Genomic DNA, 14,488 nt, shown 5'->3' with positions numbered 1-14,488 from the left:
CGGGGCTATGCAGCACCTCGCGGTCCGTTGCTTGATGTCGCAATGGATTCGGCCCATTCATACCGTTGGCGGGCTTCGTAAAGTGTTTTTATAGATGCGCCAACGCTGGTGCCGTTCATCGACGGTGATAGTCGGTATCTAGGTAGCGAGCGGTCTATCGGTCGCTCTGACCCTGCTGCCCGACTGGCGGATGCGCACTATCGAGCGCTGGACGGCTCGAAGCTGTAGGTCAATTGACGACTGTAGCGAGGTGAAACATGCGAGATGAAATGCTAGAAACGCACATTAACATCGGCCAATTGTTAGCCGCGAACGATGCGAGCAGCGGGCAAGCCCTTCCGGGAGACCCAGAGGGCGCCACAATCAATGATGCGCCCATGTCCGATCCGGATGTGACGGATGCCGGCGATGACGACATCGATATGTTCGAAGACGACCCAACCATCCCTACCGAGTGACGAAACGACAACCCGTGCGCTGGGCCGGATCAAGCGTGTTCGACAGGCCAAAAAAAAAACCGCAGTCGCGCTGGGCTGACTGCGGTTCGGGTCAAGCCGATGGTGGCTTGAGCGTTACGCTGTTATCGGTTGAATGCGGCACCGGTACCGATGACGCTAGCCGATGGCAGCAGCTGGCTGATGAAGCGATTCCAGCGGGTGATACCAGCCGGCCCAACGAACACAACGTCCTGCGGTTGTAGCGGGAAATGTTGAGCGAGGGCGAATGCTGCCGGAGACTCGGCGTTCAGCTGGAATACAGTGGCCTTCTCGGTAGCGATATTTTGTGCGCCACGAATGACGTATACAGCCTCGCCGTCAGCCGTGTCCTGACGAATGCCGCCTGCGGTGCCGATGGCGTCCATCAAGTTCAGGCTGGTTGCCTTGAATGTCATTGCTTGCGGCTGAACGACCTCACCCAGTACGTAGATCTTTTTCTGATCGTTGTATGGCAGGTGAAGCTGGTCGCCGTCCTTGAGGTAGACCTGATGCAACCAGGAATCCGGGCGGTTCAGGTCGTCAAGGTCAATCATGTACTCACGGCCGTCGCGCTTGAGCATCAGACCAGAGAGGTCCGCGGTGTCTGTGTCGACACCGGCCTGGCCAATGACCTGCACGATTGTCATCGGTGCGGTGGTGACTTCCACTTCTCCAGCAGTGTTAAACGCGCCGGAGAGAACGATGCGCTGGCTACCGAAGCGCAGGAGGCTCACGTCAACCTGCGGGCTGTCGATGTAGTTGGCCAGCCGTCTGGAAATGTCAGAACGCAGCTGTTCAATTGTTTTGCCAGCGGCTTCGACATTTCCAATGTAGGGGTAGAAGAGGGTGCCATCGGGGCGTACCAGGCGACCGTTGGCGTCCAGCTGTTGTTGCGGACCCGACGGAGCGGTCAATTCGGGGTGGTCCCAGACGGTGATGTAGAGCAGGTCGTTAGCGCCAATTCGATAAGTTTCAGGCTTGAAGTTCAGCAGCTCTTGTTTGCTGGAAGTGCCTTTGTCGGACGATAGCTCGCCCTTGAGCATGTCAGGCGTGATACGCATCAGCTGGACTGTACCGTCTTCGACTTCTGCGCCGTCCTTGAACTGGTCGGGGTCCAGATGCTGACCGGGTGCGAAAACGCATCCCTGCAGTACCAAAACGGAAGAGAATGCGAGAGCAAATAAAGGTTTCATGATTTCTTCATCCTTGACGGAATAGTTGTTTTTACGAAGTGAAACTGCAATTCACTTTCTGCTGAAAGAGCAAACAAGCACCGATGCGTCAGCCCGATTGCTCACCAAGCTCATCCGAAGGTGCAACTGAACGCATCCAATCTTTCTGCTCCTCAATATCGCTACTGCGAGCCAGGAAGGACTACCTCCGCGACTCAATGTGAGACCGCTACCTGATGAGCCGCTGGATGGCTGTCGCTCGGTCTGCTTGAGAATCGTCCTCAAGCGGAAACAGACGCTGCATTACTCACAGTAGGCATAGACCGCTTCGTTTCTCGGCGGTTCACGACAAAGTGCATAATTGAAACGATGCTGTGAGAGGAATGCGACGCAGGATAAAACGACCCAGGACAGTGCAGATCATAGGTTTAACTGCCCGCTCTGGCTGCCTCGAACTGGCGCCCTGTCCACCACTGGTACACAGGTTGACCAGCGGTTGTGCTGTGGTCTCGACAAAGTTATTCGCGGACTTCAGCGGGCTGTTCGATCATCCAGCGCAGGGTGTCCTTCAGTTCGATTCGAGGCATGTCGCCAATGAGCGAATCCAGCTTGGCTCGGTTGCCAAACAGGTTCTTCACGTCTGCGCTGCGTACAAAGGCTGGGTTGACCCTGACTTCCATCTGGTGCCCTGAGATAGCGGCAGCCTGATCAAGCACGTACTCAAGCGTATAGGCAGAGCCCGAGCAGATATTGACGGTTTCGCCAATCGCTGTGGGCGTTTCGAGCAGGCGACGGTAGGCTTGGACAACCTGGCGAACATCGCAGAAGTCACGAGCAATGTCCAGATTACCGAGTTCGATCACGCTGGCTCGACGGCGCGTGTGCGAAACGATTTTGGGGATTAGAAATTGTTCAGCCTGGCCGACGCCGGTGTAATTGAAGGGGCGGGTAATAATCAACGGCAAGCGGCCTTGGTACAACTTAGCCAAGAATTCCATCGCGGCTTTGCTGACCGCGTAATCGTTCGCTGGCGCAAAAGGCGACAACTCATCCAGCACACCCTCGGTAGCGTTGCCGTAGACATTCGCGCTACTGGCCAGCAGGACGCCTTCGAGCTCAATTGCGGTGGCTCGTAGCGCTTCAAGGAGGTGCCGTGTACCTAGCAGGTTGGCCGTGTATATTGCATCCGCATCGATATGAGCCACAAACGAAACGGCCGCCAAGTGCACGACGTAGGTTGGCCGTATCTCTGTGAGGATTGTCCGCAGCATCTCGGTGTCGTTCAGCGAGCAGCAATGGATAGCTGATACAGCTGCCGGCAGTTCGCCGACCGGCTGACGGTAGCTGAGGCCATGGACCTCGTAGCCACAGGCTGCGAATTCTTCGGCCATATAGCGGCCTGTGAACCCGGTGACGCCGGTAATCAGCACTTTACGCATGGTCTTCCCGATAGGATGAGTTCCAATTTCAACGACGATAATCACCTTGTATAGGCATGGGATATTGCGCCCCGGTTACGGCCGTCGTCGCACTGGGTTGGCCTAGGAGCAATACGACCGTACGCCGCTGGCATTACCAACTGGCCGCTAGGGTGACGCACCGGCTAGACAGGAGCTGGGTCGGTTACGCAAATGAGGTAACCGGTACAGCCATCTATATGGTGCGTTACCCGTAGCCAGTTATCGCACTTAGAAGGAAAAGCCCTGCTGATTGCGGCGCATGTCGGCGTCCACCATCATCCGGCACAGTTGTTCCAGCGATGTTTTGGGTTCCCAACCCAGCACGTCCTTGGCCTTTTGCGGGTCGCCGATCAGGAGGTCGACTTCCGCCGGGCGATAGTATTTTGGGTTGACCCGCATGACGACTTTGCCGGTTGCACAGTCTATTGCCTGCTCCTGTTCGCCGGAGCCTTCCCATTTCAGCTCGGTATCAACAGCCTTGAATGCCAACGTCACGAAGTCACGTACTGTCTCCGTGCGGTTGGTCGCCAACACGAACACGTCGGGCTCGTCCGCCTGCAGCATGCGCCACATACCTTCGACATATTCCTTGGCGAAGCCCCAATCTCGTTTCGCGTCGATGTTGCCCAGCTCCAGGACGTCAAGCTGACCCAATTTGATTTTGGCTACCGAGTCGGTGATCTTGCGGGTTACGAATTCACGGCCACGTAGCGGCGATTCGTGGTTGAAGAGGATGCCGCTGCAGCCGAAGATGTCGTAGGACTCACGGTAATTGATGGTCATCCAGTGTGCATACAGTTTGGCAACACCGTAGGGGCTACGAGGATAAAAGGGTGTGGTTTCGGCTTGCGGGATAGCCTGGACCTTGCCAAACATCTCCGAGGTTGAGGCTTGATAGAAGCGGATCTTCGGGTTAACGATCCGGATGGCTTCCAGCAGATTCACTGCGCCTGCACCGGTGATGTCCAAGGTCGTCAGCGGCTGTTCGAAAGAAACCCCCACAAAGCTCTGCGCGGCCAGGTTGTAGACTTCGGTTGCGCCGGTGCTTTCCAAGAGACGGATGCTTGAAGAAAGGTCGGTCAGGTCATATTCAACGAGATGCAGGTTGGGATGTTTGTCGATACCCAGCTCTTCGATCCGCCAGAAGTTGACCGAACTGGTGCGACGGAACGTGCCGTAGACGGTGTAGCCTTTCTCCAGCAGCAGTTCCGCCAGATATGCGCCGTCTTGCCCTGTAATGCCCGTAATAATCGCTTTCATGTTCTTCCCTGTTTGAGGATATTTTTGCAAAAGTTGCGTTTACTTCGCTTGTGTCTGGCGAGTGCCGACATCCGCGGATATTTCTAATCTACAGATAGATCGCCTTTCACTTCGTCACGGTGATAGGCATTGATGTGGTTGGAACTTGTTGAATCATGACTCCTGTTTGGCAGGGCTGGCTTTTTGTCTGGCGCTTTTCTCTCTTAGAAAAGCAGGCACGATGTACAACGCATCAATCCAATAACGTTTGGCTAGTCTGCGAGGCTCCATGCACATGCGATGCAGCCATTCGAGCTTATATTCGCGCATCCACGTCGGGGCCCGCTTGATCGTTCCTGTCGCGAAGGAAATGGAAGCGCCGATACTGAATCCCATGCCTGTGCGTTCGGAAGGCTGAGTGGCTGCTGCTAGAACCTCCCCACGTGGTGTTCCCACGGCATAGAGAACGAGTTCGGATGGATGTTCCCGAACAAACTGCAGACACCGCTGCACTTCTTCTGGCTTCTTTATGAAGCCCATAGGCGGGTTGTAGTGATAAAGATTAATGCCTGGGTAAAGGGCTCGAAGTTTGTCGGCTTCGGTCTGTGCCGAGCCGATCAGAACGACACTCAAGCGGTCACTGTCCGCCCACTTGAGCAGGTCAAGCGTCAAGTCACTGCCAGGAATGGCTTCGTCCAGGTGGACGCCAAGCCGGCTGAGCAATGACAACAAGATTCGGCTGTCGCAGAGCCGCCAACGGGCTTTAGCGTAAGCGTCACGCAGCTGGTCATCGTGTTCCAACTGAACGAGGTGATCGACGTTCGGCGTCACCACAAACGAATAGGGTTGCTTGACGCCCTCGCGTATGCAGGACAATAACGTCTTCTTATTGCCAGAATAGAAGTCTATTCCGAACGCATTAGTATCACTCGACACTCATTGATACTCCCTTGAAAGCGCCCTTGATACCTGACCAGGCGAGGGTGGGATTTTTGTATTCCTTGATCGTCGTAACGGCCGACAGCAAGAACGCGGACGCAATCGCAAATGTCGGGCCATAGAAACGCTTGTTGAAGCGGGTGGCTGCGCGGTTGCGGTAATAGTGATAAAACGCGGAGCGGTTACCCAAACTCAGTGACCCATAGTGATATAACCGGCTTTCGGGGATCACCTTCGTCGAAACACCGAAGCGTTTCGCACGGTATTGCCAATCCACTTCCTCGAAATACATGAAGTATTCTTCGTCCATCAGACCGATTTCCTCAGTCAGAGCGGCCGAAAAGGCCAAGCTGCAACCCATGATGTAATCCGGCACATGCTCTGGGTTCTGCTGCTGAGAAGCTTCTATGCTCTGGTCTTTCCCAAGTAAACGAGCCTTGCCCAGGATCGGGTAAAGCTTCCCACCGCCGTAGCACTCCAGACGACCAGTGTCAGCGCTTAGTACGAGCGAGCCGACGAATTGGCGATCGTTACGCTGCAGCGCTTCCAGTAGGGGGGAGAAGGCATCGCTGTCAACATAGGTATCGTTATTGATCACCCAGAAATACTTGGGATTCAGATGTTCCATTGCCCAGCGCAACCCGTAATTGTTGCCACCGGCATAACCGCTGTTGTCGGGGTTACATAATAGGGTCACGTTTGAACAGGCTTTTTCATCCAACCAGTTTTGAAGGGCGAGGGCGGAGCCGTCCCTTGAATCATTGTCGATGATGACGATATGGCCAATCGTCGCGCAATGTTTCAACAAGCTCTCTGCGCAGCTGATAGTTTCAGTAGCAGCCTTGTAGTTGAGAATAAGTGCGACGTTCATGTACTCGTTCCTTGCTGCGGAGATGGCGGGCCCGTAGAGCGTGTAAGACGAAAAGCATGCAGATTACTGGTTGGGTATATTCAAAAAGTCCGTTGAGTGGCCATATCACAAAAAAGGCAAGCATTACCGGATAAACGAATTCCATGTCGCTATTGATGCTACGAGCGATGCGCAGGTAGACGAATAGCGTCAGCGGGACCAGTAGGAATGTTAGAAAACCAAAGCGAAACAGTGTGCCAATAATGCCGATGTCGGAAAGGAAGAAGTGCTCACCGAAATAGGGGATGAAGCCGTCTTGCCACATCAGTGATAAGGATCCGCTGGGTAGCCAGCTCACCAAATTCAAATGACTGAAGACAGATGCAATCGTATGTGGCCGAACACCATCCTCCACATCGCCGTCCAGACTGCTCTCGTAGAACTCGACGTTCAACCCCAGGATTTCCAGCAATTCGGGATAGAAGTAGAGCGGAGACAGAAGGACGCAAAGAGAGGCTGCCCAAACAACGGCCTTGGCTCTTAGTGAAAACAGCGTGAACGCCAAGCATAGGACAATGAGCTGGCGGGTTTGCGTTGCGAATACCAAGGTCAGCAGGAGTACTGCTGCTATAACGAGATACACATTTCGCTGGCGTCGCTCACCATTGATAGGTGACTTCCCTTTTGCCCATATCTGGATGCTGTAGAAATAGGCAAAACAGATCAGGAAAGGCCCGATTGAGGAGCGATCCGGGCGATCCCATGACGTTTGCTCTTCACGTAGATCCGGGAGCAGTCCGAACTTGAAGCACCAGGATAAGAAGACGGCCGTAAGTGCGGCATAGATGAGCGCATGTTCAAACTGGCGAGTGCTGATGTGCTTGGCAAGCAAAAGCAGCGGTACAAACCCAAACGTAAACAGGATTCTCCGCTCTTCGATCAGACCGTAGGTTATGGGTTGGCCAAACGTGAAATAGGAAAAAATGGCTGGCAGAACAGTGAAGACGACTACGCTGTAAAACGCGTAATACATCAGAATACGAAATTCCCTCGATGCGTCTTCAGTGCTTGAAAGAATCAGCAGAACTGCAAACCCAAGGCAAACGGCAAGATAGGCTTCATTGAGGAATTTGAAACCAATCGGGTTGTGCGTGCTGTCGCCGAATACGGAAAAGTGCAAGATGATCGCTAGCACGGTCAACGGCAAAAAAAAGAATCTTGAGCTTATGTTTGTCATTCACCTGGGTCCTTCGGTGCTTTTCCATTCCAGTGCCACTGAGCCGCCACAAACTCAAGCTTTTCTACAGCATCACCACGTTGGTTAATGCTCTGCGCGTCGTCGCTCTACTTATCGCTGAAGTCAGCGCGTCGTCTCACGACGTAACCAGTCACATTCGACGGTGCTGAGCTGTCTGAGTTCCGCTCGCATTAAGCCGTTCGACGTGAAGGTCTAGGTTGGACAAGCGAGTCGCGGCAGGGTTGCGTTCATTGTTGGGCTTTGGCAAAACTTTCTGAACAGCCTCACACCCTGCTGTTGGCTATCGATCACTGCATGTCCGCTCAATCAGAGGTAGGACCGAACTCCGTGCAGCTGTTGGAAATGTGTTTCTGCATCACGTTCATTTGCGGTCTGTCTTTGCCGTCAACAGGTTCGACCGCTAGAACATATTTCCCCCAACCCGGCCCGCCTGCCCAATAAGCGCTCGGAATGCAGTTTTCGTTGAGGTAGCCGAGCAGGTTATCCATAGCGATCAGCATCGACTCGGAGTGACCGGGGACACCGTACTCGCCCAGGAAGCCCTTCAGGTTGTTTTCCTTCAACCACTCGACGAACGGCCGAGCCCGCTCCACGCCCAACATCGGGTCAACCTTTTCATCTTTCGCGTAGCGACCCGAAAAGTCCTTGTCCAAGTAAAGGTGACCTTCGTAAACGAGTTTGTCGGCCGGGTCTTCGATCAGAAAATCCTCGTTGACCTTGCGCCAATGGAACGTGCTGGCCCAACGGTCACCTTCGACAAATATCAAGGTTTCCATATCGACCTGGCGGATAGCGTCGACTGCCGCTTGCGCAGCGGCCGGCCACAGCCCTTTGGTGGAGTGGGGCTCGTTCATGATGTCGTAGCCGAAAAGCGCGGGATGGTCTTTGAATTCCGATGCAAGCTTGCGCCAGACGTTTGCGTAGGCTTCGTAAGGAACGGCAGCGGAGCCAATCAGCTTGCCCTTGTACCGGGCATAGTTGTGCATATCCAAAATGACTTTCTGGTCGTATTCGGCCGCGAAGTCGAGGGTTCGTTTGAGGAGCCGCATCTGGTCAAAGTTAACGCCTTTATAAAGGTCATGTTGCAGGCGCTCCCAGATGAATGGAAAACGTATCAACCTGATGTTCTTGCTTGCGTAATACTCAAAGTAACGTTTATCTGGGTAGAAATAGTTAGTGCCGACTTTCCCAGGCGTTATATGGGGAGCGAAGTTGGCCCCCGACATGTTGATCCCGATAAGATCAATGCCGGTTTTCTTTTCGTCAGGCTGAGCATGTGCAAGCGATACACATCCTGCAAGCATTAGCCCCGCGAGCAATTTTGCGAAGCCAAACAGCGAAGGGTAATAGTGATTTTCCATGGTCACAGATAGCTCCAGTAGCCTTTTCGCTCAGGGCGTGTAGAGTTCCAGTCGAGGTGCGATCCGTTCTCCAAAAAGGAGAACGGATCGGGAGGGGCAGGGTGGAGACGATTGCAGCCGAGCTTACGAAGCGATATTAGATATCTCGGCTCGCGTTACTTGCTTTGATACTCGTACTGGTAATAACCGTATTCACTGTAGGTAGAGGCCTTACGGACCACAGCGTTGAATATCACGCCCTTAACCAAGATGCCGTTTTGCTCAAGTCGGCGCTTGGCAAACTCGATTTCCTTGACGCCGTTGAGGCCGTAGCGCGTGACCATCAGCGTGGTGCCGGCTTGGCTGCCAACCAGTGCGGCGTCGGTTACGGCCAGGATTGGCGGAGTGTCGAAGATCACCAGGTCGTACATGCTGCTGATCTCCTTGACGAAGCGCGAGAAGTTCTCGTGCATCAACAGTTCCGAAGGGTTGGGCGGAAGCTGTCCATGAGTGATCACGTGCATGTTGTTCAACTGGGTTTTCTGAATGGCATCGAACAGCGTGATGCGACCAGACAGAATGTCGGAAAGACCTTTTTCACCCTGACAACGCATGACCTTGTGTAGATAGCCCTTACGCATGTCTGCGTCGATCAGCAGTACTTTCTTGCCCGATTGCGCGATTACCGCAGCGAGGTTGCTGGTCACGAACGATTTGCCCACTGCCGGGCTTGGGCCGGTGACCATGAGAATGTTGTTCTTCGCCTCGATCATTGCGAAGTGCAGGCTAGTGCGCAGGCTGCGCATGGCTTCGGTCGCTAGATCGGCTGGATCGTTGATCGAAAGCAGATACGAGGCGCTGCTCTTGTCGCGCTTGAAATTGGCCAGACGCTTTTCCAGCTGGCCCTGTTTTTCGCTGAATGGAATCGCCGCATAGACGGGAATGCCAACGCGCTCGATCTCCTCAGGATTTTCCACGCCGCGCTTGAGCGCTTCGCGAACATAGACGAAGGCGACGGCAAGGATCGCGCCCAGCAAGGTAGCTACGATGACAATCAGGGGTTTGTTCGGTTTGATCGGCTGGTCGATATCAGCAGCTGCATGGTCGACGATGCGCACGTTGCCCACCGTACCGGCGCGGATAATGTCCAGCTCCTGAGTCTTGTTCAGCAGCATCGAATAGGTTTCCGAGGACACTTCGACGTCCCGGTTCAGGCGTAGCAGTTCCTGCTGGGTGGACGGCAGGGTGCCAATCTGCTTCTCCAGTTCAGTCTTCTGCGCCTGCAGCTGATTGATCTGGTTCATCAGTGCCTGGAAATTCGGGTGCTGGCGGGTAAACCGACTTTCCATCTCGGTGCGTTTGAGGTTCTGCTCTGAAATCTGACTTTCGAGGTCTACGATCCGGTCGAGTACCGACTGGGTTTCTGCAGAGATATCCACCGACCGATTGCCGGTCTGGAACTCGTTCAGAGCCGTTTGCGCTGCGTCCAGCTTCTTGCGCACTTCTGGCACCTGCTCACTCAGAAACTCCAGGCTTTGGGTCGCTTCTGCCGCATTGCGCGCAATGTTCTGGTCGACGTAACGCTGAGCAACGGCCTCGAGTACCCTTACAGCCTTGGCTGGATCCTTGTCTTCCAATGTCACGTTCAGAATGCCGGACTGTTTGCCGCGCTCACCGGCGTTCAGGCGATTCTGATAATCCTCGGTGGTGGCGTAGGTACGGTTTTTCACTACGGAAAAGGTGGTGCCCGGACGTGCGTTCAGCTCCGCTACGGTGATTCCATAATCCGGCGTTTCGATTGGCTCGCCGACGATGCCCTGTACCACGACCTCACCGTCGGGGTCGCGCAGGATGAAGCCATTGTTCTCGGCAGCTTCCAGCGTCAGCTCTTCCCCATGCATCTGGTCTGGCACGATCAATTGCGTGACGCGCAGCGACTCGCCACCCCAGGCGTAGGCTTCGAAGCCCTCCGGATACCAGCCCAGCTCGCCTTCTTCGGTGGGTTCGAATCCGCGGTATATGTAGCCGCCAATGATCGGGAAGTGGTGGGGCTCGATGATGATATCGAGGTTCAGATCCTCGACCGCTCCGCCAACAACCGAACGCGACTTGAGCAGGGCAATCTCGGTTTGTGCAGGCGAAACGGCGGGCGCGGTACCCACCACGTCGGTGAGGCTCGGCAATCCGCCTTTCGGCTGGATCTGAATCATGGCGCTGGCGAGATAGACCGGCGTGGCCAGCAGGGCGTAGGCGACGCCGAGCGCTGCGAAGAAACCGGTAATCGCAAGTATGAGCGCTCGGTTATTCAGAAAAGTGTCAAAGAGGTGCGCAAGATCAATGTCCTTGTCCTCTTTCGTTTCGTATATAGGGCGCGGCATGGTGGTCATTGAAGTTCCTTCTTCTTATTTCAGGTAAGGAATCCAGCTTTCGACGGACTGAGTCAAAAGGCTGTGAACATGTTCAAAGGCGGGCTTGGACTGGCGATAAGGGTCCGGTATCTCCGTATCGTCCAGCCATTTACCTAGCAAGAAGGTCTTGCCATGTACTTCTGGTGCTATCTGGCGGATATGCTGGATGTGACTCTGTTCCATCGTGAGAATCAGGTCCGCCTGGTGCAGCATTTCGCTATCGACCTGTCGGGCACGGTGGGACACATGTTCCAATCCGTGGTCGGTAAGCACTTCATGTGCAGTCTTGTCCATTGGGTTGCCTACTAAAGCACCAATGCCTGCAGAGCTGATGGTTAAGCCTTTGCCCTGCAATTTGTGGGCTAGTAACGCTTCGGCTGCGGGGCTTCTGCATATATTGCCCACGCAGACGATCAATATGTTCTGGAACATCTAAGCTCAGCCTCGCAGCCCTGATTCAAAAGGCACACAAGCAGGCCTGTTACAGAACGCAAATGTGATATTGGCTCGCTTCATTAGTTCAATCTTCCTGCTGCGCGCGCGCATGTCATGTGGCGTAGTTGCCAATTGGTTTTTGATCGATGCGTCGCAGTCAGTAGACGTCTTTATTGAGCAGCAGAGCAGGGATGGTCCGGGCGAGGATGTAGAGGTCGAACCAGACCGACCAGCGCTCGATATAGTCGAGGTCATACTCGACGCGCTTTTCGATCTTCTCGACTGTGTCCGTCTCACCGCGGTAGCCATGAATTTGCGCCCAGCCGGTGATGCCCGGTTTGACGCGATGGCGAGCGGAATATTCCGACACGGCGTCTTCGAAAAGAACACCTGCCGCTTTCGTCGCGGTTGCATGGGGGCGGGGGCCAACCATCGACATGCTGCCCAGAAATACATTCAACAGCTGTGGCAACTCATCGAGACTGGTTTTACGAATAAACCGACCCACTCGGGTGATACGGTCATCGTTACGAGTGGTCTGGCGCTCGGCATTGGCATCCGACTTGGCGTGATACATCGAGCGGAACTTGAAGACTTCGATCAGCCGGTTGTTGTAACCATAGCGCTTCTGTTTGAACAGGACCGGGCCGGGCGAGTCGAGCTTGATTGCCAGGGCCAGTAGCAGCATCACCGGAGCGGCTGCCAGAAGTGCAACGCTTGAAAGAACGATGTCTTCGATGCGCTTGAACATCGGGGACCAGCCACGTAGCGGCAGGTCTGAAGCGATCAGAGTCGGCAAACCGCCCACTTCGGTGATGCGCTTGTTCGCATGGCGGAAGGCGACCATATCCGGAACGAGCAATACGTTAACCGGAAGCTTGCGCAGTTCATTGATGACCTGGCCAATCCGGCTGTCAGCGAACCAAGGCAATGCGACCAACACCTGGGTTACCTTTTCTTCGCGGATCATCTGTTCCAGGTCGCGGGTGTTGCCAAGCAAGGGTAGATCCGCAAGTGTTTTCGGAAGGCGCTCGAGGCGGTCGTCGATGAATCCAAGGACACCGGTGCGAATATCGCGATGATGGGCCAGATATTCGGCAACCCGCACACCGTTGTCGGTGCCACCCAGAATGACGGCGTTCTGCAGATACACCCCTTTCGACATCAGACGGCGGAACAAGGCGAGCATCATCAACCGCTCAGCCCCGAAGAGGATGCCGCTGGTGACAAACCAGAAGGTCAGGTGCTTGGCTTCGAGATAGTCGAACATGCCAAGGCCCTGGTGCATGAAAATCATCAGACTGAAAGCCGCCGCCCAAGCGACGAGCATGGTGCGGAAGCGCAGCAGCGTACTGAACACTTCCTCACTGTAGATGCCTACCGACTGGAAGATGACTACGCTGATGACGCCGAAGAACATCAGGAAAGTGCTGAAGGTGCCTCCGCCGGCAGGTAAATCGAGGGGCAGAAAAAGCAGCAACAGAACGCCCGGCAGCACAGCGGTCAGCCCGTGAATCAGGCGAATGCTGGCTAAAAAGTAATCAACGAAACTGGGGTGGGCGTATTCAAGGGTTCCAACGGACTGTAAGCGCATACAAGGCTCCTTCCTACGGCTATTGCTAGCTCAATACTCGATTTGATCGCCGCGATCCGCGGTTCTGATGGCAGGCGGCTATTGCAACCTCCATCTGGACTAGTGCTCCGACCGCCGCTGCTGAGATGAGTTCACAAAATGCCTAGAGAGGGCGGTTTGCCCGAAAAGAATTAAATGGGCCTCGTAACTAACTGACCAGCAAAAGAAAAATCAATCGAAGCAGTCTTAAGCGGCTCGTTGGGAGGCCTCGTTTCTGACCGATGGTATGCAGCCCATTGCCTGCGGCTTAAGCCCCGGTACGCCGCGTCCCGACAACTTTATGAGGCAGAATCGGGTCTATCTGCGCACATCAGAACGGATGAATGGAATATCGGCATGAATGAATCCAAGGCATTGCTCGTGCTTCATGGCAAGCAGGGGCTCAATGAAGAGCTAAGGGCAGCCGTTCATGAATGGCGGCGGCTCGGAAACGACCTCGCCGTGCGGGTGACCTGGGAGTCGGGGGACACCGCTCGGCTGGTACGGGAGGCGCTTGAGGCGGGTTATCGGACCTTGGTCTCGGGTGGCGGCGACGGTACGCTCCGAGAAATGGCGCAAGCTCTAGTCGACAGTGGAGTCGATGCGAGTCTGGCGGTGTTACCAATGGGCACCGCCAACGACTTTGCTCATGCGGCAGAGATTCCGCTAGAACCATTCGATGCACTCACCTTGCTCAATCGAGAGCCGGTTTGGGTAGACGTCGGCGAGATGAATGGCGACGTGTTCATGAACATGGCGACAGGAGGTTTCGGCTCCAAGGTCACGGCGACAACGCCGTCGGAGTTGAAGCGGGTACTGGGCGGAAGCGCCTATCTATTGACCGGCTTGTCTCGCTTCAGCGAATTGCGCTCCACATGGGGGCATTTCGTGGCGCCGGGGTTCAGCTGGGAGGGCGAATTTCTCGCCTTGGGCATTGGCAATGGGCGTCAGTCCGGTGGTGGGCAGCAGCTTTGTCCCCAGGCTTCGATTGATGATGGGTTGCTCGATATCTGCATCGTTCCGGCGCCTGCCGATACCGTAGGCACGCTAGGTACGTTACTCAGTGGCGGACTGCTGGGCATCGACACTGTCTCCGTCAAGGCACGAGCACCATGGCTTGAAGTTGATGCGCCCGAAGAAATCAGTATTAATCTCGACGGTGAGCCCTTTGCTGCGAAGCGTATGTGCTTTGGTGTCAAGCGTCGGGCGCTGCGGCTTCATCTGCCTGTAGACAGCCCACTTCTGCGCGACGAGCCGCTTATCGAACAGGATGAACCACTTGCATGACCGGTCCAGGTC

The 14,488-nt window shown here is 54.9% G+C and carries 12 protein-coding genes; 2 read left to right on the top strand and 10 right to left on the bottom strand.

Annotated elements, in window-relative coordinates:
* The first annotated feature begins 257 nt into the window (after nt 1–257).
* Nucleotides 258–458, top strand: a complete 201-nt coding sequence (locus JQR87_RS12105; RefSeq protein ID WP_407296855.1) for a hypothetical protein — start codon at nt 258–260, stop codon at nt 456–458.
* A 122-nt stretch (nt 459–580) separates the two neighbouring features.
* On the opposite strand, the gene JQR87_RS12100 is transcribed toward JQR87_RS12105, so the two are convergent.
* The 10 genes from JQR87_RS12100 to JQR87_RS12055 all read right to left on the bottom strand — a co-directional run bounded on the left by JQR87_RS12100 (nt 581) and on the right by JQR87_RS12055 (nt 13,171).
* Entirely contained in the window at nt 581–1,669 is a 1,089-nt protein-coding gene (locus JQR87_RS12100) for a polysaccharide biosynthesis/export family protein (RefSeq protein ID WP_407296857.1), read from the bottom strand.
* Nucleotides 1,670–2,166: 497 nt separating this feature from the next.
* Nucleotides 2,167–3,087 (bottom strand): GDP-mannose 4,6-dehydratase, encoded by a 921-nt coding sequence (locus JQR87_RS12095; protein ID WP_407296860.1) that lies wholly within the window; start codon nt 3,085–3,087, stop codon nt 2,167–2,169.
* A 249-nt stretch (nt 3,088–3,336) separates the two neighbouring features.
* The gene (gene gmd / locus JQR87_RS12090; protein ID WP_407296864.1) at nt 3,337–4,368 is read right to left on the bottom strand and encodes a GDP-mannose 4,6-dehydratase; all 1,032 of its coding nucleotides are present in this window, start codon (nt 4,366–4,368) and stop codon (nt 3,337–3,339) included.
* A gap of 153 nt (nt 4,369–4,521) precedes the next feature.
* Nucleotides 4,522–5,283, bottom strand: a complete 762-nt coding sequence (locus JQR87_RS12085) for a WecB/TagA/CpsF family glycosyltransferase (protein WP_407296866.1) — start codon at nt 5,281–5,283, stop codon at nt 4,522–4,524.
* Nucleotides 5,273–6,157 (bottom strand): glycosyltransferase family 2 protein, encoded by an 885-nt coding sequence (locus tag JQR87_RS12080; RefSeq protein WP_407296868.1) that lies wholly within the window; start codon nt 6,155–6,157, stop codon nt 5,273–5,275. Before JQR87_RS12080 ends, JQR87_RS12085 begins: the two co-directional genes overlap by 11 nt.
* Complete coding sequence (locus JQR87_RS12075) at nt 6,117–7,373, bottom strand: hypothetical protein (protein WP_407296870.1); 1,257 nt, start codon at nt 7,371–7,373, stop codon at nt 6,117–6,119. The genes JQR87_RS12080 and JQR87_RS12075 overlap by 41 nt, the downstream gene beginning before the upstream one ends.
* Nucleotides 7,374–7,696: 323 nt before the next feature.
* The gene (locus JQR87_RS12070) at nt 7,697–8,698 is read right to left on the bottom strand and encodes a glycoside hydrolase family 5 protein (protein WP_407297726.1); all 1,002 of its coding nucleotides are present in this window, start codon (nt 8,696–8,698) and stop codon (nt 7,697–7,699) included.
* Between the two features lie 212 nt (nt 8,699–8,910).
* On the bottom strand, nt 8,911–11,121 hold the full coding sequence (locus JQR87_RS12065) for a polysaccharide biosynthesis tyrosine autokinase (protein ID WP_407296872.1): 2,211 nt from the start codon (nt 11,119–11,121) through the stop codon (nt 8,911–8,913).
* A 15-nt stretch (nt 11,122–11,136) separates the two neighbouring features.
* Entirely contained in the window at nt 11,137–11,574 is a 438-nt protein-coding gene (locus JQR87_RS12060) for a low molecular weight protein-tyrosine-phosphatase (protein ID WP_407296875.1), read from the bottom strand.
* A 160-nt stretch (nt 11,575–11,734) separates the two neighbouring features.
* Nucleotides 11,735–13,171, bottom strand: a complete 1,437-nt coding sequence (locus JQR87_RS12055) for an undecaprenyl-phosphate glucose phosphotransferase (RefSeq protein WP_407296877.1) — start codon at nt 13,169–13,171, stop codon at nt 11,735–11,737.
* Nucleotides 13,172–13,546: 375 nt separating this feature from the next.
* On the opposite strand from JQR87_RS12055, the gene yegS reads away from it, so the two are divergent.
* On the top strand, nt 13,547–14,476 hold the full coding sequence (gene yegS, locus JQR87_RS12050; protein ID WP_407296878.1) for a lipid kinase YegS: 930 nt from the start codon (nt 13,547–13,549) through the stop codon (nt 14,474–14,476).
* The last annotated feature ends 12 nt before the right edge of the window (nt 14,477–14,488 follow it).

Origin of the sequence: Stutzerimonas stutzeri (assembly GCF_051028275.1) — a bacterium.
GTDB classification, from domain to species: Bacteria; Pseudomonadota; Gammaproteobacteria; order Pseudomonadales; family Pseudomonadaceae; genus Stutzerimonas; species Stutzerimonas stutzeri_AS.
The sequence above is the reverse complement of the archived record's forward strand: the minus strand, read 5'-3'. Positions and strand labels throughout refer to the sequence as shown.